This is a genomic window from Roseibium sp., assembly GCF_048260565.1.
GTDB lineage: Bacteria > Pseudomonadota > Alphaproteobacteria > Rhizobiales > Stappiaceae > Roseibium.
This window is the reverse complement of sequence record NZ_JBLXGP010000002.1, coordinates 486,169-505,322: the sequence shown is the minus strand read 5'-3', so window position 1 is coordinate 505,322 and position 19,154 is coordinate 486,169. Positions and strand designations below refer to the sequence as shown.

The window sequence follows — 19,154 nt, the reverse complement described above, 5'->3', positions numbered from 1 at the left end:
CAATGGAACCGTCGATGAGCGATAGCGAAACCGCACAAGCCTCTTCGGCCTCCTGGACGGCCCGCTGGACCTGGGGGCGGCAGAGCGGTTTCGTTCTTGTCGTCGCCCTTGCGGGACTGGTGCTGGACCAGGCTTCGAAGCTGTGGCTCCTCCACGGCTTCGGTCTTGCGGGACGCGGACCGGTTCCGCTGCTTCCGATCCTGGATCTGACCCTGGTCTGGAACAGGGGCATTTCCTATGGCCTGTTCCAGCAGGACGGCGCGATCGGGCGCTGGGGTCTGGCAGCCGCAACCCTGATTGCCGCCGTTGGACTTTGGATCTGGTCGGTCCGCGCGGGCCACCGTTTCCTTGCCCTGGCGCTGGCTCTGGTGATCAGCGGCGCGATCGGCAACGGCATCGACCGCCTCGCCTACGGCGCCGTCGTCGACTTCATCCATTTCCATGTCGGCGATTTCTCATGGTACGTCTTTAACTTCGCCGACGTATGGATCGTTGCCGGAGTTTGCGGACTGCTGTATGACGGGTTGAAATCCGGTCCTAATTCAGCCGCAAAATGAGTCTCTATTGGGCGGACTGATCAGGAACTCAGGCTGAGTCCGGCTGCGTGCCCGAAGGTATGCGGCGGGAATCGCCTTGATGAAAACTAAGGAGTCTGCGGTGCTGCGGACGTATTTGAGAACGCTTTCACGCCCGGTCGCCCTACTGGCCCTTTTCGCCTTGGCCGCATGCCAGGCTGCCGATGGAACGACCCAGGCTCCCGATACGGCCATGGTCAGTGCGATCATGTCCGGGCTTGGCGCCGTCGATCCGAAAGCAAAGCCGATCGATTACAAGCCGCGTGCGCCGCTGGCCATGCCGGCTGAACCGACCGCACTGCCGAAGCCTGAAACCAAGGTTGCCGGGTCGCAATCCGAAAACTGGCCGCAAGCGCAGAAGGCCGACGACTATGAAGCTGTAAAGGCGCTCTACGCGAAAAAGAACGTCGGCGGGCACGACGGCAACGAGAACACGCGGTTGACGCCGGAACAGGCGCGCGGGATCAACATCTACAACACGAAGCCGCGCGATTTTGCCGCCGAGAAGCGTCAGAACGAGCTGGAAGACGGCGCCCGGATGACCCCGGAAGAAATGAAGGCGCAGAACACGGCAGCTGGCGAGTTGAAGCAACAGGCGGCCGGAAATGCGCAGGACAAACTGGCCCGGCGTTACCTGATCGAGCCGCCGAGCGAATACAGCACGCCTGCAGGCGGTGCACCGTTGCCTGAAATCGTCGAGACCGACGACACCGCTGCGCGCGTCAGCAGCGAAATTGCCTGCTCGGGCAGCAACCGAAGCCTCAAGTGTAAGGATTATGAGCGCTAGGCGGAGTTGCCTGATCAATATGACCAATAATTAACGGGACCGGCGCGGGACACCACTCTATATGAGAAGGTGGAGCCTGTGCAGGTCCTGAAAACTCAAGGGCCTGCGGAACCGATAAAAACCGGAGACGAATGTGCCCTGTTTCGAGACCCACGCAGTTCCTAGAAAACAAAATCGCCTGACAGCACCGGCACTTGCATTCTGCATCGCCGGCCTCTTGAGCGTTGCGCCCGGTCTGTCCGCCCATGCGGCGGAGCCTGTTGTCCCGGCCGAGCCCGCGGCAACTTTGAAGATCGCGCCGAACCTCAGCCACTTCACGCTCGAGAACGGGCTTGAGGTCGTGGTTATCCCCGACCACAGGGCACCGGTGGTCACCCATATGATCTGGTACAAGGCCGGATCTGCCGACGAGCCGGAAGGCCAGTCCGGCGTGGCGCACTTCCTTGAGCATCTTATGTTCAAAGGCACGGCCAAGCATCCTGACGGGGCTTTTTCCAAGATGGTCGCCGAGCTCGGAGGCCAGGAGAACGCATTCACCACCACGGACTACACCGCCTACTTCCAGCGGGTTGCCAAGGAGCACCTGCCGCTGATGATGGAAATGGAGGCGGATCGCATGGAAGACCTCCTCCTGACCGACGACATGATCGGGGCGGAACGGGATGTGGTCCTGGAAGAGCGCCGGATGCGGGTCGACAGCGAACCCGCTTCGAAACTGCGCGAAACCATGAACGCGACGCTTTTCGTCAATCATCCCTACGGCTCGCCGGTGATCGGATGGGAACACGAGATCCAGGCGCTCAACAGGAAAGCGGTCATCGCCTTCTATGACCGGTTCTACACGCCGAACAACGCGGTGCTGGTGGTTGCCGGAGACGTGACGGCCGACGAGGTCCGGAAACTGGCCGAAGAAACCTACGGCAAGGTCGCGCGCCGTGCGGAACCGGGTGCCCGGATCCGCCCCGCCGAACCGCCGCTGACGGGAGAACGAACGGTTTCGGTTTCCGATGCGCGCGTCCGCCAGGAAAGCCTGTCCCAGACATGGATCGTACCGAGCCAGACGACCGGCGAAGGCCGGGTCTCCGTGTCCTTCGACGTTCTGTCCTATATTCTCGGCGGAGGACCGACCAGCCGCCTCTACAAATCCGCCGTGCTTGACAGCAAGATCGCCATCAATGCGGGAAGCTATTATCAGGGCGATGCACTGGATCAGGGCAAGTTCGGATTTTACGGGACGCCCGCCACAGGGCATTCCCTTGATGAACTCGAAACCCTGTTCACCGAGGAATTGCACAAGCTCATCAAGGATGGCGTCACTCAAGACGAATTGAACCGGGCCAAACACAGCATGGTCGCGGATGCCATCTATGCCCAGGACAGTCAGATGAGCCTTGCCAGGATATTCGGCAGCGCACTGACGACGGGACAGACCCTGGAAAACGTACAGACCTGGCCACAGCAGGTTCAGGACGTCACCGCACAGGACGTGCAGGATGCGGCCCGCACCTATCTGTCGGGCTCACCGGTAACGGGCCTGCTGAAGCACGCCGAACCGGTCAAGGAAACCCGGACAGGGACCGCCGGCTCCGCAGAAGCGAAAGGAAAGTCCTGAACCATGCGTGCTCTTTTTGAAAAAAGCCTGGGTGTTCTGACCGCAGGTTGCCTGAGCCTGTTTGCAGCCTCCCTGTACGTTCTGCCGGCGCAGGCCGTCGAAATTCAGAAAGTCGTCAGCCCGGGCGGCATCGAAGCGTGGCTGGTCGAGGACCACACGATCCCTCAGATCGCGGTGAATTTCTCGTTCAATGGCGGTGCGGCCCAGGATCCGAAGGGCAAGGAAGGCCTGACACGGCTCCTGGCGGCAACCCTGGACGAAGGCGCTGGTGACCTCCCGTCGCAGGCCTTTCAGGCCCGTCTGGAGGAGCTTGCCGTTACCATCAGCTTCGACGCCGGAAAGGACCGGTTCTACGGCAACCTGCGCACATTGACGCCGACGCGGGACGAAGCTTTCGAGCTGCTGCACCTCGCCCTCACGAAGCCGCGTTTCGACGCGGAAGCGGTCGGGCGGATGAAAGCGCAGCTTATTTCAAGTGCGAAGCGGAACGCGGAAGATGCCGATGCGATCGCCGCCCTCAGCTACACCGAGGCCGCCCTTGGCGATCATCCTTACGCCCGACCGACCGGCGGCACCCCGGAAAGTCTCGAAACATTGACGCCGGAGGACCTCGTCCAGCAGCACAAACGGCTTGTAGCCCGTTCTGACCTGACGATCGGCGTGGTCGGCGCGATCGATGCAAAAACGCTGGCGTCCCTGCTCGATCGCGTGTTTGCCGACCTGCCGGAAGACGGCGACCTGTCAGCGATCCCGGAGGTAATGGCAAAGACCGGCCTCCAGGTTTCCAAATCCCTGCAGGTTCCGCAAACCACCCTGATGTTCGGACTGCCGGGCCTGAAGCGGGACGATCCGGACTACCAGGCGGCCTATGTGATGAACCACATTCTGGGCGGCGGCAGCTTCACGTCCTGGCTCTATGAGGAAGTACGTGAAAAGCGCGGGCTGGCCTATGGCGTGAACACGTCCCTGATCCCTTACGATCATATGGGATTGGTCCTCGGGTCGACCGCGACCCGTGCCGACCGGGCCGACGAAACCCTGAAAATCGTCCTGGAACAGATCGACCGGATGGCCACCAAGGGACCGACGCAGGCGGAACTCGACAGCGCCAAGCGCTATCTGACCGGGTCCTATGCGTTGAGGTTCGATTCTTCGGGCAAGATCGCCAGTCAGCTCGTTGCCCTGCAGAATGCCGACTTGGGCATCGACTACTTCGACCGCCGCAACAGCGAGATCGAAGCCGTTACGCTCGATGATGTGAACCGGGTGGCGCAACGCCTGCTGGCCGGGAAGGAACCGACCGTCGTTTCGGTCGGACCGGCAACCGACTAAGCATCACGAAGGGGTCCGGGAACGCGACGCGCTTTTCCGTGCGCGCTCCCGGAACGGGATGATCCCGTCTTACCGGCAACACGCCTTTTACCGAATGTAGAAATGAAGCCGAGCATCGGGCGCTAGAGCGAGTCGCGCCGTGAAGTGCGATGCGGTGCATCGTGCAAGCGGCGCAACGCGGCCGATGGGCTGCTTGCTGACACCCGAAGGGCCCGGCTGACTGCGTTTTCTCGCGCTTGTGGGGCTCACGCTTGTGGTGGGAAACACCACCGCGCGCAATCCGCCTTGTCAGCAGACAAAAGCGCACCCGTCAAATGTTTCAAAGTTATCGCCCGATACTCTAGCCGGCTGCCCGCTTGCGCGGCGCGGGAGCCGGCGCGCCCTGCAGGACTTCCGATCGCACGGGGCGCGGGGGCGAGAACAGGTTGCCCTGGGCCAGCTTGACCTCGTAGTCGAGAAGTTCCAGCACCTGACTTTCGGTCTCCACGTGGTCGGTGATCAGTTCCATGCCATACCGATGCAGGAGATCGCCGAAGTCCGACGGATGAATGTGTCCGTGGTCCGCGGACCGGCGACCGATGAGGAAATCGGCCTGGAGCTTGGCGAACTTGAAGCCGCGCTGCGCGAGGGACTTGAAATCCATCTTCATGTCGGTGATGCGATCGATGGAAAAGTGGAAGCCGATTTCCGCAAGCGCGTTCAGGCTTTCCATCTCCACGACACCCATTCTGGACACATCGTCCTGGGCAAACTCGAAAATCAGAACATCGGCGATGTTCTTGTTGGCGCTGGCGAAGTCCAGGAACCCGGGGAAAAAGGTCTCGTCCACCAGGGATGAGGACGAAATATTGCAGAAAAGCGCGGCATTGCGGTTTCGGGACGTAAGACGGCGGATTACCTGGATCGACCGGAACAGAAGCAGATTGTCAATACGGGCGATCAGTCCGGCCCGAACCGCTTCGGGCAGGAAGGTTCCTGCCGCAATCAGTTCGCCCTGGCTATCGCGCAGTCTCGTGAAGGCTTCGTAGTATTTCACCTGGCGCTGCGGCAAGGTGACGATCGGCTGCAGATGCAGTTCGACGCGGTTCGCGTTCAACGCCGCGGTAATCAGCTCCCGCATTGCGGGATCCGGCTGCGGCTCCGCCTTTCGGCCGAGGTCTGCTGCGTATTCGCCGCCGCCATCGAAAACACCGGCAGCTTCGGACGCGTCGTACGGATCCTGTTCCTGGGGGAGATATGCCGAACGCGCGGCCTGTTCGTCCCGACGAATACCGGACGCGGTTTCATGGTCCGAAGCGCCATAGGGCCGACCATACTCATCGCCCCCGGCATAATCGGGGGCACCACCGTAGTCGCCCCCCCTGCCGTAATCGGTCGCCCTCATCTCCGGTTCCATGCGGGAATTCTGAGATCGATAGGGATCATCCAGGGGCGGAACACTCCGGACCGGTCTGGAAGCCGTCCCACCCGCATTATAGGACGATACGGGTGTCCGGTAGTCGGGCAGGCCTGGCGCGGCCGGTGGCGGAGCCAGGCGTTGCTGGTCATCGAACCGGGTTTCGAGATCGGTCATAGCCTCTGCCATCTGCTTGACCAGAGACCCCAGGACCTCCACTTCGGCGAACAGCGGATCGATTTCCTCACGTGTCCGACGGGGAATGTTGCGCTCGACGCCGGTCAGGCGCCCTTCCAGATTGCCCACGTCCTCGTCGAGTTCCACCATCCGGTCTTCCAGACGATCCACGGTATCGCTCACCGCGCTCCGGTCCGTCGCCCTGGCAACGAGCAGGTGGAACATGATCATCGTGCACATCAAGGCCAGCGAGAGCGACACCGCTTCCCCGAACGGCCTGCCGAACTGGAACACCAGCACCGCCGCTGCGGAAAGCGCAATCACGCTCATGCATATCGCTATGAATATGGTCGCCGTGCGGCCCATTTTCGCAAAACGCTCTCAACTCGAATCACAAATTCACCGTTAATCATGCCTTAAGAATTGGCCGCTTCCGAATCCCTTCCAGAGGCCATCGGGCGGATTCTCGCGGTTGTCCCCGATTATGCGATCCGGTTTCCGTCCGATTGCGCATGTTTTCCCGCGATCCGCAAGGAGGAGCGGAACAGCCGAACTTATGAGCCACCTCGTTTTTTTCCTTTCCTAGCTCCAATGCCTTGGTTAACGTAACGTAATGATATTTTCGGTCTTGATTTCATACGTCATCGAAAGAATGCACGACTGATCAGAAAATGCAGGGGGGAGCCATGATGACAGCCGGGCGACATTCCCGGCTTCCGCAGGAGAGCGAAAGCGAAACCGGCAGGCCTTTAACAGTCGATCAACCGTCCGGCTTCACAAGCCCCGTTCAGGTTTCGAGCGACGACGCGCGGCTGGCCCTGCACAAGGTGCTCAACAGTTCCGAATTCAGCTCCGTCGATCAGCTTCGCGCCTTCCTGCACTACGTGGTTTCAAAAGCGATCGAGAACCGGCTTGACGAAATCAAGGGCTACACGATCGCGGTCGAAGCCCTCGGCCGGGACGTCTCCTTCAATCCCGTGACCGATCCGATCGTTCGGGTGGAAGCCGCCCGCTTGAGACGCCGGCTTGCCAGATATTATGCAGGCAGCGGGAAACATGACCCGATCGAGATCGCAATTCCAAAGGGAAGCTATGTGCCGGTCTTCGAGTTGAGGACGAAGGGCATCGGATCGGCGACCCCTTCGCCCGATACGAACCGGGAACCGGAAGGGCAACCTTGCGAAACCCCCCACCGGAACCTCACTGTCTCCGAGCAGACCGGTCCCGATATGGACAACACGTTTACGACGCCCCCGCCTGAAACGCCTTTTTTTGCGACCGCGGCCGATGCGGATCCTGTCGAAAATCAGCCGGCCGGGTCGGTCGACACTGCCTGGCTTTTGGGAAATATTCCGAACAGGATGCGACTTCCCGCGGCAATCTGCGTCGTGTTTCTCGCATTTATTGCCGGCTATACCCTCGGCACCATTCTGTGAGGCGGAGCCCCGTTAATCCGGGCCTTTTGTCCTGAATTGACTGTCTGAGCCCCTGCCCACCCTTCGATAGGCGGCATGGTTCTCCGTCCATGACAACGCTTTGTTTACCCTGTTCGTAGAAACATTCATCAGGTGATCTGTTCGATCCATGTCGAACCCTGCTTGAAATGATGGGGGATGCCCAGCGATGGGGAGTAATGAGGGTCTCACGGGACCCGTTATGGTACGCGTTCTAGATGCTTCGATCTCGGAAGCCACTCGCACCGCCGCCGTTTGCGCAAAACTGGCTGCTCCATGCGCGCAACCCGCACTTTATACCGATCCGGGCTCGTGTCTCGGAGAGCTTGCCAACAAGACGACCGACATCCTGATCCTGGACCTGGAGACAATCGGCGGCGAAGACGTTCTGGAATCCTTTGCAGTACGTTGTCCCAAAACCGTTCTGGTCGCGGTCTCGTCCAAGGGCTCCGTATCCCGTGCAGTCAACGCCATGCGCGCCGGCGCCCATGATTTCCTGACCAAACCGTTCTCGCTGGACGCCCTGGCTTCGAAAATCAATTTCCAGCTGGATCAGCGGGATCCGCGCCCAGGAACCGAAACCGCCAGCGCCAACGATCATTCCATCGCCGCAGAGCCGGACATGAGCGCGCCGATCATTGCCCCTGCCACCGCCCCCCGTGGCCTTGAAAAGCTGATCGGAAACTCGGCGCCGATGCTTGCCGTCTTCGATCAGGTGAAACGCATGGCGCCGTCACAGGCTCCCGTCTTCATTACAGGGGAATCGGGTACGGGCAAGGAACTGTGCGCCAGTGCGATCCACACGCTCTCCGACAGGAAAAACAAGCCGTTCATCACCATCAATTGCGCGGCCATTCCGCGGGACCTGATCGAAAGCGAAATTTTCGGATATATGCGCGGCGCCTTTACAGGGGCGACCGAAAGCCGACCGGGGGCGGCCGAACAGGCGGACGGCGGGACCCTGTTCCTCGACGAGATCGGCGAAATGGATTTGCTGCTTCAGAGCAAGCTGCTCCGGTTCCTGCAGACCGGTACGTTTCAGCGCCTCGGCGACACGACCAGCCGTCAGGTGGATGCGCGCATTATCTGCGCAACCAACCGGGACCCTCTGGCCGAAATAAACGCCGGGCGGTTCCGCGAGGATCTCTACTACCGGCTTCACGTCCTCCCGGTCCGGCTTCCGCCGCTGCGCGAACGCCGTGACGACATCCTGCCACTGGCCCAGACCTTCCTGGAGCGGTATTCCGCAGAAGAACGTCGCGGCTTCAAGGGGTTCGATGCAGACGCGGAAGCAAAGCTGCTCACCTATCCCTGGCCGGGCAACGTGCGCCAGCTTGAAAACACGATCCGCCAGATCGTCGTGATGAACGACGGAGCCGCCGTCACGCTGGACATGCTGCCGATGCTGATCCGCGATCCCTCCGGACGCGGACACTCGATCGTCGACCTGTCGCGGGAACGGGCACGGGCGTCCGCGCCAAGCCGGGCCTTCGGATCCATCGAACCGCTCTGGGCGCAGGAACGTCGGATCATCGAGGACGCGCTGGACGCCTTCGACGGCAATATTGCCATGGCGGCAGCGGCTCTCGAAATCAGCCCGTCGACAATCTATCGCAAGCGTCAATCCTGGTCGGGGCGAAGCCTTTAGCCGGTTTCGCGTTTACCGCACTGCACGCAAATCCTTGTGTCTTGGCCGAAGGCGGTCTATATCGGCTGAAAAGCAGTTGAAAAAACAATGCTGTTGGGCTGGCTCAGGGGTAAGTAAATGCAAAAAGGTTTCTTTGCTCGGCAAGCGGTAAGGGGCGCGCTATTCCTGGCCGCGACGACGCTTTCCTATGCATCTATCGCTCAGACGGGTTCACCGGACTTTCCTAAACCGGAAGGCGCGCTCGCCGATAGTCTGGCCGCGCTCTCCAGTGCCTGGAATACTTCCGGCCTTGCCTTCACGACGGCGACCTTCGCCGAAGCGCCGGCGAGCGGATACGGACAATATACCCCGCGCGCAACACCGGCCTTTGCGGCCGATGAACCGCTCACGGTCTATGCGGAACCGGTCGGCTACGGGTTTTCCTCGTCGGAGGACGGTTACAGCTATTCCCTTCAGGCAAGCTACCGCCTTTTGAACACGACCGGACAGGTGCTTGCCTCCCAGGACGGGTTCGCGGATTTCTCCGGCACGACCCGGTCCGCCAAAAGAGAACTGCCGACATCCCTGTCGTTCCAGTTCAGCGGACTGCCCGTTGGCGACTACACGCTGGAAACGACATTCAACGACAAGATCGGCGGAAAATCCGGAACGATCTCCCTGCCCTTCTCCATTTCGGCCGGACAGTAAGCCGCCAAGCGAAGCTGATGCGCTTTCACATAGCCATCCCGAACTTGGCCGCGGATTGGCCAATGTCGGTTCAGCTGCCGTTTACATCGGTTTCACAAGCGATATTTCTCCCGACCCACCATTGACAAGCCCAGGCGGCGGACCTAAATCGTCGGCTGTTAGCACTCGCCTTTCGGGAGTGCTAACAGATGCCGTGTCTGTGGACCGGCATCTCAATAAGACCCTTAAGTTCATGCCAGCACGCTGCCTGTAAGTGTGGGGGCGTGCCCCATGAGAGGAAAAAGCCAAATGACATTTCGTCCGCTGCACGACCGTGTCGTTGTCCGCCGCGTCGATTCCGAAGAAAAGACCAAAGGCGGCATCATCATTCCGGATACCGCCAAGGAAAAGCCGCAGGAAGGCGAAGTCGTTGCCGTAGGCAATGGCGCACGCGACGAGTCCGGCAAGGTGGTCGCACTCGATGTGAAGGCCGGCGACCGTGTTCTGTTCGGCAAGTGGTCCGGCACCGAAGTCAAGATCGACGGTGAAGACCTCTTGATCATGAAGGAATCCGACATCATGGGCGTGATCTCCTAATCGGAGCCCCCTGATTTCACCCGTTATTCCAATTAAAAAGTGAGACGTTAAAATGGCTGCAAAGGACGTAAAGTTCTCCTCTGACGCCCGCGAGAAGATGCTCCGCGGCGTCGACACCCTTGCAAACGCTGTCAAGGTGACCCTGGGCCCTAAAGGCCGCAACGTGGTCCTCGACAAGGCCTTCGGCGCACCGCGCATCACCAAGGACGGTGTTTCGGTCGCCAAGGAAATCGAACTGGAAGACAAGTTCGAGAACATGGGCGCCCAGATGGTGCGCGAAGTGGCTTCCAAGACCAACGACATCGCTGGCGACGGCACCACGACCGCGACCGTTCTGGCCCAGTCCATCGTCAAGGAAGGCTGCAAGGCCGTTGCTGCCGGCATGAACCCGATGGACCTGAAGCGCGGCGTTGACCTAGCTGCTCTGGAAGCCGTCAAGTACCTGGAAGGCGCTTCCAAGACCATCACCACCTCTGCAGAAGTGGCTCAGGTCGGCACCATCTCCGCAAACGGCGACACGCAGGTCGGCAAGGACATTGCCGAAGCCATGCAGAAGGTCGGCAACGAAGGTGTCATCACCGTCGAGGAAGCCAAGTCGCTGGAAACCGAGCTGGAAGTCGTCGAAGGCATGCAGTTCGACCGCGGCTACCTGTCGCCGTACTTCGTCACCAACGCCGACAAGATGCTGGCCGATCTGGAAAAGCCGTACATCCTTCTCCACGAGAAGAAGCTTTCCAACCTGCAGGCCATGCTGCCGATCCTGGAAGCTGTCGTTCAGTCTTCCCGTCCGCTGCTCATCATTGCTGAAGACGTCGAAGGCGAAGCTCTCGCAACGCTCGTCGTCAACAAGCTGCGCGGCGGTCTGAAGATCGCTGCCGTCAAGGCTCCGGGCTTCGGCGACCGCCGCAAGGCCATGCTGGAAGACATCGCGATCCTGACCGGCGGCACCGTGATCTCCGAAGATCTCGGCATCAAGCTGGAAAACGTCACCCTCGACATGCTCGGCACCGCCGAGAAGGTGTCGATCACCAAGGAAACCACCACCATCGTCGATGGCGCGGGTTCCAAGGACGACATCCAGGGCCGCGTTGGCCAGATCAAGGCTCAGATCGAGGAAACCACCTCCGATTACGATCGTGAAAAGCTGCAGGAACGTCTTGCCAAGCTGGCCGGCGGCGTCGCAGTCATCCGCGTCGGCGGTGCGACTGAAATCGAAGTGAAGGAAAAGAAGGACCGCGTCGACGACGCCCTGAACGCAACCCGCGCTGCGGTTGAAGAAGGCATCGTCCCGGGTGGCGGCACCGCTCTGCTGCGCGCCAAGTCTGCTGTCGAGAAGCTGACTTCCGACAACCCTGACATTCAGGCCGGCATCAAGATCGTGCTCCGCGCTCTGGAAGCTCCGATCCGTCAGATCGCTGAAAACGCTGGCGTCGAAGGTTCCATCGTTGTCGGCAAGATCCAGGAAAACAGCGACATTACCTTCGGCTTCAACGCCCAGACGGAAGAATTCGTCAACATGATCGAAGCCGGCATCATCGACCCGACCAAGGTCGTGCGCACCGCGCTTCAGGACGCTGCTTCCGTCGCAGGCCTGCTGATCACCACCGAAGCCATGGTTGCCGAGCTTCCGAAGAAGGACGCACCGGCTATGCCGGGCGGTGGCGACATGGGCGGCATGGGCGGTATGGGCTTCTAAGAAGCCACGCTCAAAAGCTTACGGAAAAGGGCGGTCTTCGGGCCGCCCTTTTTTGTATGTTGGCGTGCCGCCCATCATGTTGGTTGCGCAGCTGTGCTGCGCGGGGTGCTTCTAACAAGCCCCGCTCAAAACAAACAATCCCGGACGAAGCGATAGCGGAGATCCGGGACCGGGGAGGCAAAGGCCTGACCGCTTCAGCAAGGCGAATCTGACAAAGACCCCGGCTCTCCGGTCCCGGGTCTCACTGTCGTTCGCCCGGGATGACGAAATCGGAGTTTGGTACCAGGCTCAAGGCGGTCCCCGGGCCGCCCTTTTTGCGTCCTCTGGTCTCTGTGGAGACATTGTTAACCATCAGCCCTCAAGCTCAATTCCGGTGAAGAGCTGCCACTACGGATAACAAAGCCCGCCGGCATATTGACCATGCACAGACGCTGGATTGAATGGACACCGGCCCGGACACTCTTCGGGATCGATCTGCGGACCCTGGCCCTGTTCCGGGTGTTGCTGGGGTTCTATGTCCTGTTCGATCTCGTCCTGCGCGCTCGTGACCTGTCCGCCCATTACACCGATCAGGGCATCATGCCCCGCGCGGTTCAGATCGATCAGCTGAATTCCGGTTCATGGTCCCTTCATCTTGCGAACGGTGCCGCCTTCTTCCAGGGCCTGCTTTTCGCCCTTGCCGCATTGGCGGCCGTCGGGCTGATCCTCGGCTGGCGCACGCGGCTGATGACCGCGCTCTCCTGGGCGCTGCTGCTGTCCGTGCAGAACCGGAACACCTTCATCCTGTCAGGCGAAGACAATCTGGCGCTTCTGTTGATGTTCTGGGCCATGTTCCTGCCGATCGGCGCCCGCTACTCGCTGGACCGCGCCTTGAGCAGGACACGGGACTATCCCGACAACGCCTATTTCTCCGTGGCAACGTTCGCCCTGCTTATCCAGGGCATGTCGATGTATTTCTTCAGCGCCCTCTTGAAGACCCACCCGATCTGGGTGCCCGACGGCAATGCGGTCTATTACGCCCTTCAGCTCGACTACCTGGTGACGCCGTTTTCGCTCTGGTTTCGCCAGTTTCAGGACGCGATGACCGGCCTGACCTATTACGTTTATGTCCTGGAACTGATCGGACCGTTCCTGATCTTTTCGCCGATCTTCCATCGCACCTTCCGCACCCTGGTCATGCTCGCCTTCATGACCATGCATATCGCCTTCTGTTTCTTCCTGGAGATCGGGCTCTTTCCCTACATCTCCATCGTCATGAATCTCACCTTCATGCCCTCCTGGATGTGGGATGCGATCACGGGACGCCTCTTCCGCATGCCCTCTCCGGCAATTACCCTCTGGTACGATCAGGGCTGTTCCTTCTGCGAAAAGACCTGCCATATTCTGCGCACCTTCCTGTTCCTGCCCGCAGCCGGCATCCGTCCGGCGCAGGAGGATCCGAAGATCGGGGCCGAACTCACGGCGCGCAATTCGTGGGTGGTGACGATCGGCGATGACCGGTTCTTCAAGGCCGACGGGCTGATTGCGCTCCTGTCTGCATCCCGGGTGTTTCTGCCTCTGGCATTGGTCCTGCGCCTCGGCCCGCTCAAGCGGCTTGGCGACCGCTGTTATGACCTCGTCGGCCGGCACAGAGGCGGCCTGTCAAGCCTCACCGCGCGGCTTCTGCCATGGCGGCAGACAACGGTTCACATCGGAAAGGCAACACAGGTTCTGGCGGCTGTTTTCCTCGGCTTCATCACCGTCCAGAATATTTCGACGCTACCGGCAAGCCCCTTTTCGCTGCCCAACGCTTTCGTAGACCTGCGCCAGGCCCTGGGCCTCTACCAGAACTGGACCATGTTCGCGCCTTACCCGGAGATGAACAGCCCCTGGCCGGTCATCCCGGGCAAGCTGCAGGACGGTACGCAGGTAGACGTCTATAACGGTCGGCTCGGCCCCGCCGTCTTCCAGAAGCCCGACGTCGTCTCGAGGGTCTATTCCAATTACCGCTGGCGGAAATTCCTGTCCAATCTGGAGGACAACTCCTACGAAGACCGCCCGCAAATCCTTGCCCTGAATTACGCACGGTTCCTGTGCCGGACCTGGTCCGAGGAACATCCGGATCTGCCGGCGCTGACCACCTTCAAGATTTACTTTCAGGTGGAAAAAACACCGCCTCCGGGAGGCGACAAGACGCCGAAACCGCGGCTCGTGTGGAGCCATGACTGTTTCGGCTAGACTTTTCACGGCGGTCGTCTAGGACTGCATCATCTCCCCCATACCGACACGCGATTGAATGAGCGCCATGGACACCGAAGCCCGACTGGAAAAACTGGAAATCGACCTGGCCCATGCCAATCAGACGATCGACGAACTGAACACCGTCGTCTTCGAGCAAGGCCGGCAGATCGACCGTCTGACCCGCAAACTGGCCGACATGACCGATCAGATGGAGGAGCTGATCGAGAACGCCCTGCCCGGCCATCAGGTCGAGAAGCCGCCGCATTATTAGAACGCCCCTCTCCCTTGCAGCTCGGCAAGCCAATATCGGGGCATTCGCTCAGGCCTTTTCCGCTGCCAAGGGTTCATGCGGCTGCGCCAATCCGACCAGGGTAATCAGGCCGACGGGTATCGCCAGGCTCCAGAAGCCGATCTGCGACATGCAGTAGCCGCCGACAAGACCGCCCGCCGTAAAGGCGATGATCACCCGGCCATGCCGCCTGACCCTATGGCGCGCGTTGTCCGTCCCCTCTTCCCGCCGCCCCCTCCAGCCATCCACCAGCCCGGACACGAGCCGGATCGTGTTCCCGGTCATGATGGTGGTGGGGGCATGGAAATTCAAAATCTCGCTCATGACGACGTTCTGCAACGACATGGCGAAGGTGGACAGGCTCACGGCGACAAGCGTGGCGATTGCGAGTGGTCCTGAAAGCGGGGCCGACAAGGCCGCAATCAACATGAAGGACGTGAGCAGCGCCGCTTCGATCAACAACAGCATGCGCAGGGACCCGCGGCCCGAACGGCGCATGCGGAGAACGAGCGCGTACCAGCCTAGCGTCGAGATAAAGAAGACACCGAGCACGATGAGCTTGAGCGGAGCGGCTTCGGGGGTCTGAAACAGCTCGGTCGACAAGACGACGAGCGTTCCCGTAATGAACGCCGTGAAGGTATGAAACAGCCCCACGATGCACACCACATCGATAAAGCAGGCACAGAACGCCAGGATGGCTGCCGTCGAAGGCTGTGAATGATGTAAGAAACCCCTCGGATCCAGCCGCATAGTTGCCACGATCCTTCCGTTTAATTGGACACACTTCGCTTTATAGCCCGATCGCGTTTCGCGCAAAATGAAAGCAGAATTGACGGGCCGATACGGGCATGCCATAAGGCCGCCATCATCAAGAGAAGGGCTGGCGCCCTCACCAACCTGCCTGACCGGGCAAGGTGGTTCCCGCCGGGGATGTGGCCGATTGAAACGTCTTGCAGTACGTTCGGCAACCAAGCGGTTCGACCAGGAATATTTGCGCCAGTCCTCCTCGGGAAACCGATGGAGGATTTTTTGTCTCTAGACGCTTTTGCCGGACGGGCTGCCAGCCTGATTGCCGGTTTGAATGACACGGATACGGGCCAGAGTTTCGCTGAGGAAGCGCAGCGATGGATCGAAGCGGCCGAGACTTGCGTTCTGATGCGCATCGATCAGCTGCGTCTCATCGGCGGCCTGCCGCGCCACGAACCGCCGCTGACGGTTGAACAACGGCTGCACCGCTTGCAGGATCTGTTACGCCTATGGGCGGAAGGGTGTCTATACGCTGTCGACGAACGGCTGTTTGCCGACATCCTGAACCGCCGCCGGGAACGGCGTTAAGGGCATTCCTTGGGCACAGGCCGCGGACGGCCGTCTTCATCGACGGCAACCATGGTGAACGTCGCCTGTGTGACCTTTTCCCGGTGGCCAAAACGGTGGCGCAGCGCCCATGCCTCCAACTGCACCTCTATCGATGAGGTTCCGACGCGGCCGATGCGGCTGTAGACGCACAGGACATCTCCGACATGGACCGGGCGGATGAATTTCATCTTGTCGACGGCGATCGTGACGACGCGACCGGCGGCCCGTTGGCCTGCGGCGATCCCGGCGGAAAGATCCATCTGGGACAACACCCAGCCGCCGAAGATATCGCCGGCCGCATTGGTGTCGGCCGGCATGGCCATGGTGCGCAGCGTGAGTTCGCCGAGAGAGGTTTCTTCGGTGTCTGCCAATTTCGACTTACCTTTGTTCTTGAAAATTACAGTGTTGCCGCCTGCTGCAGCAGCTCCGGCCGCTCCAGGCAGTAATAGCCGGAGATCCGGCTGATCGTGCCCGCGCGCTTCCAATCGTTCAGCACCCGGCTCACGTTTTCGCGCGCCGCGCCTGCCATATTGGCGATGTCCGCCTGGCTCAGCTTGTAGTGGATCAGGATACGGCCGCCGTCGATCGGCTTGCCGAAAGTCTCCGAAAGCTGTAGCAGCGCCTGGGCCACGCGTCCAGGCAACGGCAGGAAAGACCGTGCTGCCAGAACATCGTTCGCCTGGCGCAGACGCCCGCCGACGATCGACAGCATGTGCCGGTAGACGGCCGGATTGGCGTCCGCAAACCGCTCGAATGCGGCCTTGTCGATGAAGGCCAGATTGGCGGCTTTCAAGGCGCTGACCGTCGCGGACCTGGGCCTGCCGTCCAGAAGCGCCAGTTCGCCGACGAGGTCACCCGGCCCGAGAACGGCCAGCAGTTGCTCATCCCCGTCCACAGAGAGAATTGAGACCTTGAGTGAGCCTTCAAGCACGGCGTAGCAGCCGTTGCCCGGGTCACCGTTTTCGAAAAGGATCGTGCCGGCGCCGATCTTCATCGGCCGGGCAAGAGCCGACAGGCCCTCCGCCAGTTCCGACGACAAGCCCTCAAGCGAAAAGCTGTTCTGCAGAAATTCCTGTATCTCGGCCACTGCCCCGCCTCCTGCCCCGACACCAGGGGCATGTCATTTCCCGCCAAGCGCACTTTTGTGACCCACATCACGTGCGCCCGATCAAATTAGCCCTATATACAAAGACATGGAAGCGGGTTCCCCCTCCCCCTTCCTGACCTCCCCGAAAAACGGTTCCGTCTCCCCGCCGGAACCGTTTTTTCGTTGCAGGGCGCCGAACTAGCCGGCTTGCCGGCCGAAGCCCGTCATCAAACGGTTCCAGCCCTCCGAAGCAAGCCCGCCGATGTAGATATCGTTGCGCCTGACCGCGTCGATGATGTCCTGATGACGTGTGATGATCCAGAAATGGCCGCGATGGCGGAAGGAAACGTATTTCTGCTCCGACAGCGGCGCCATCAGGAACGGCTGGTTCATGCCGCCGGCCGCGACATATCCTTCCCGGTCGCAGTGATGCAGCAATTCGTTGACGACGTCGCTTTCCCGTCCGCAGGCGCTCAGAATGTTGAAGACTTCCGCATATCCCTCCGGGGTCACGAAATAAAGGTAGGCGCCGATACTGTTGCCTTTTTCATTCATCACCTCCCGGATCACGCAGCGGCCCAGGGCCTTGTTCTTCCCCGCCTGCTGCAGGACCCAGTCGAATTCCGCAAGGTTCCAGGTCGGGTGAACGGAAAACCGGGGCAGATGCTCCTGAGCGAGCTGTTGGAAGCGGGAAGGCCCGATCGTGTGGCTCGTTGTTTTGCAGTCTCTATCAGGCACCAGAGCGCGGTCGGCTCTGCGCAGGAGCGGATCGCAGAGCCCTCCGACCGCGCCGGCCAGCCTGGACGGTCGCCCGGGCAGCTTGCGGGCCACCTTGAGACTAAGATGGGTGGCCGGACGAAACATACGCCGCCATTTCAGCGACTGCAGGGGAAGCTCCTCACCGCGGCCCGCAAGAACGATCCTCCGGGTGATGACATTTGCCGTGTCGGAAAAGCAGAAATCGTGATGGCGCGGCCGCAATCCCAGACACAGGGTAGCAACGGACCTGCTGCTTACATCAACGTCTTTCATGAAGAAGCTCATGAGCTTGCCGTTGTAGATCCGGCCATTGGCGGTAATCTGAAGCGGCAGGCTGAAAATCGAAGCGAGGATCCTGCCCTCGGCATTTTCATAGACGATGCTTCCGCTTTCTTCCTCGTAGCGGGACGGATCGAAAAACACGTCCCGGACGTAAGCTTTGAAATCGGAAATGTCGAAACTGCTTCCCGCCCTGAAATTGCGTAAAAAAAGGCCGGCGACCTGATCAAGGTCACTCTCCTCCATCGGGCGCACGCGTCCCTGTGTTTCAATTCGTCCCATTTTGCCCACTGAAATCCCGAAAAAATCCAACTAAACAAACACAGGCAAAATCTACCGGATAATCGTTAAACGAGAATGTTGAAACGGAAGCCGGCGAATCTGACCTGGTGGCGACCCGTCCCGGCCCGATAAAGAATGCGGGCTAATTCAGAAAAATGTCTGCTTCTTCCAGGGTATGGAAAAAGCGGTCGCTTCGGAGCACTTTCCACTGACACTCCCGCATGGTGACCTTTTCGCGCGGTTCCTCGCGGCGCAGCCGATCATCCACCTGGGCGGGAATACAGGGGACAAAGGTCATATCCCGCAGTCCATCGAAATGATGCCGGAGTTTGCGGTGCAGATCTTCGGAATCCGACGTTTCGGGAACGGGCGGACCCTTGGGCAGGACCTCTATCCCCTTTTTCGCGGCAATCCGGTCAAGACGTTTGGCATGCAACCCCGGCTCAAAAGGCGAAATAATCTTCGGGGTGCGTTCAAATCCGGCTCTTTCGATGGCATCGAACACATGCCTCGCGATCACCGATCGCTCCATGAGCCCTTCCCGGACGGCGACGAAATCCGGTTCCCGGTTCATCAGAAAGGTAAAGCGCGTCAACTGGGCATCGGCCTCCGCGGCGAAGACCTCATCCGGCAACAGCCGCAGCATGGCCCGGCGCTCGACAAAGCTCCGGCTCGGCATTTTTTCGCGGTAGAGTTTGCGCATCCGTTCGCTGACCGGATGGACCCGATCTCCGCTGAAGGCCAGCGTGACACCGATCAGCGCCTTTTGGCCCACCTTCTCGGCGACTTCCTGCATGGGCTTGAACTCGCGCGCCCAAAGCTCGCTCGCGACCAGACACCCGACCGCGCTCAAGCGGCCTTCCAGAAGCAGGGAGCGCAAGGCTCTGTCGACGCCAAAGGCCACCGCGTAGTCGAGGGCGCCCAGTGTAATTCTTTTCATTT

At 60.4% G+C, this 19,154-nt stretch carries 18 protein-coding genes and 1 riboswitch; of the genes, 12 read left to right on the top strand and 6 right to left on the bottom strand.

The window, feature by feature from the left end:
* Positions 1-14: 14 nt before the first annotated feature.
* The 4 genes from lspA to ACN0SO_RS06745 all read left to right on the top strand — a co-directional run bounded on the left by lspA (position 15) and on the right by ACN0SO_RS06745 (position 4,306).
* Positions 15-557 carry a signal peptidase II gene (lspA, locus tag ACN0SO_RS06760; protein ID WP_417675851.1) on the top strand — a complete coding sequence of 181 codons (543 nt, stop codon included), beginning with the start codon at positions 15-17 and terminating at the stop codon, positions 555-557.
* A 100-nt stretch (positions 558-657) separates the two neighbouring features.
* Positions 658-1,362 carry a hypothetical protein gene (locus ACN0SO_RS06755; protein WP_417675849.1) on the top strand — a complete coding sequence of 235 codons (705 nt, stop codon included), beginning with the start codon at positions 658-660 and terminating at the stop codon, positions 1,360-1,362.
* Positions 1,363-1,579: 217 nt separating this feature from the next.
* The gene (locus ACN0SO_RS06750; protein ID WP_417675847.1) at positions 1,580-2,974 is read left to right on the top strand and encodes a M16 family metallopeptidase; all 1,395 of its coding nucleotides are present in this window, start codon (positions 1,580-1,582) and stop codon (positions 2,972-2,974) included.
* A 3-nt stretch (positions 2,975-2,977) separates the two neighbouring features.
* Complete coding sequence (locus tag ACN0SO_RS06745) at positions 2,978-4,306, top strand: M16 family metallopeptidase (RefSeq protein WP_417675845.1); 1,329 nt, start codon at positions 2,978-2,980, stop codon at positions 4,304-4,306.
* A 340-nt stretch (positions 4,307-4,646) separates the two neighbouring features.
* On the opposite strand, the gene ACN0SO_RS06740 is transcribed toward ACN0SO_RS06745, so the two are convergent.
* Complete coding sequence (locus ACN0SO_RS06740; RefSeq protein WP_417675843.1) at positions 4,647-6,209, bottom strand: EAL domain-containing protein; 1,563 nt, start codon at positions 6,207-6,209, stop codon at positions 4,647-4,649.
* Between the two features lie 356 nt (positions 6,210-6,565).
* Between ACN0SO_RS06740 and ACN0SO_RS06735 the strand changes: the two genes are divergently transcribed.
* The 7 genes from ACN0SO_RS06735 to ACN0SO_RS06705 all read left to right on the top strand — a co-directional run bounded on the left by ACN0SO_RS06735 (position 6,566) and on the right by ACN0SO_RS06705 (position 14,431).
* Positions 6,566-7,315: a hypothetical protein gene (locus ACN0SO_RS06735; RefSeq protein WP_417675841.1), complete on the top strand. Its 750-nt coding sequence runs from the start codon at positions 6,566-6,568 to the stop codon at positions 7,313-7,315.
* A gap of 187 nt (positions 7,316-7,502) precedes the next feature.
* On the top strand, positions 7,503-8,981 hold the full coding sequence (locus ACN0SO_RS06730) for a sigma-54 dependent transcriptional regulator (RefSeq protein WP_417675839.1): 1,479 nt from the start codon (positions 7,503-7,505) through the stop codon (positions 8,979-8,981).
* Positions 8,982-9,098: 117 nt separating this feature from the next.
* Positions 9,099-9,668, top strand: coding sequence for a hypothetical protein (locus ACN0SO_RS06725; protein ID WP_417675837.1), 570 nt, complete (start codon positions 9,099-9,101; stop codon positions 9,666-9,668).
* 288 nt (positions 9,669-9,956) lie between these two features.
* Positions 9,957-10,244: a co-chaperone GroES gene (gene groES, locus ACN0SO_RS06720; RefSeq protein ID WP_417675835.1), complete on the top strand. Its 288-nt coding sequence runs from the start codon at positions 9,957-9,959 to the stop codon at positions 10,242-10,244.
* Between the two features lie 52 nt (positions 10,245-10,296).
* Entirely contained in the window at positions 10,297-11,940 is a 1,644-nt protein-coding gene (gene groL, locus ACN0SO_RS06715; protein ID WP_417675833.1) for a chaperonin GroEL, read from the top strand.
* Positions 11,941-12,360: 420 nt separating this feature from the next.
* Positions 12,361-14,157: an HTTM domain-containing protein gene (locus ACN0SO_RS06710; RefSeq protein ID WP_417675831.1), complete on the top strand. Its 1,797-nt coding sequence runs from the start codon at positions 12,361-12,363 to the stop codon at positions 14,155-14,157.
* Positions 14,158-14,215: 58 nt separating this feature from the next.
* Entirely contained in the window at positions 14,216-14,431 is a 216-nt protein-coding gene (locus tag ACN0SO_RS06705) for a SlyX family protein (protein ID WP_417675829.1), read from the top strand.
* Between the two features lie 48 nt (positions 14,432-14,479).
* On the opposite strand, the gene ACN0SO_RS06700 is transcribed toward ACN0SO_RS06705, so the two are convergent.
* Entirely contained in the window at positions 14,480-15,199 is a 720-nt protein-coding gene (locus ACN0SO_RS06700; protein ID WP_417676403.1) for a YoaK family protein, read from the bottom strand.
* Between the two features lie 110 nt (positions 15,200-15,309).
* Positions 15,310-15,431: riboswitch (SAM-I-IV-variant riboswitch) on the top strand.
* Positions 15,432-15,478: 47 nt separating this feature from the next.
* Here ACN0SO_RS06700 and ACN0SO_RS06695 point away from each other — a divergent pair.
* Positions 15,479-15,784, top strand: coding sequence for a hypothetical protein (locus ACN0SO_RS06695; RefSeq protein WP_417675827.1), 306 nt, complete (start codon positions 15,479-15,481; stop codon positions 15,782-15,784).
* Here ACN0SO_RS06695 and ACN0SO_RS06690 read toward each other — a convergent pair.
* The 4 genes from ACN0SO_RS06690 to ACN0SO_RS06675 all read right to left on the bottom strand — a co-directional run bounded on the left by ACN0SO_RS06690 (position 15,781) and on the right by ACN0SO_RS06675 (position 19,152).
* Entirely contained in the window at positions 15,781-16,128 is a 348-nt protein-coding gene (locus ACN0SO_RS06690) for an acyl-CoA thioesterase (protein ID WP_417676401.1), read from the bottom strand. The genes ACN0SO_RS06695 and ACN0SO_RS06690 overlap by 4 nt on opposite strands.
* A 74-nt stretch (positions 16,129-16,202) precedes the next feature.
* On the bottom strand, positions 16,203-16,892 hold the full coding sequence (locus ACN0SO_RS06685; RefSeq protein WP_417675825.1) for a Crp/Fnr family transcriptional regulator: 690 nt from the start codon (positions 16,890-16,892) through the stop codon (positions 16,203-16,205).
* Between the two features lie 198 nt (positions 16,893-17,090).
* Positions 17,091-18,212, bottom strand: coding sequence for a hypothetical protein (locus tag ACN0SO_RS06680; protein ID WP_417675823.1), 1,122 nt, complete (start codon positions 18,210-18,212; stop codon positions 17,091-17,093).
* Between the two features lie 142 nt (positions 18,213-18,354).
* A complete protein-coding gene (locus ACN0SO_RS06675; RefSeq protein ID WP_417675821.1) occupies positions 18,355-19,152 on the bottom strand; it encodes a ChbG/HpnK family deacetylase in 798 nt (265 codons plus the stop codon).
* Positions 19,153-19,154: the final 2 nt, after the last annotated feature.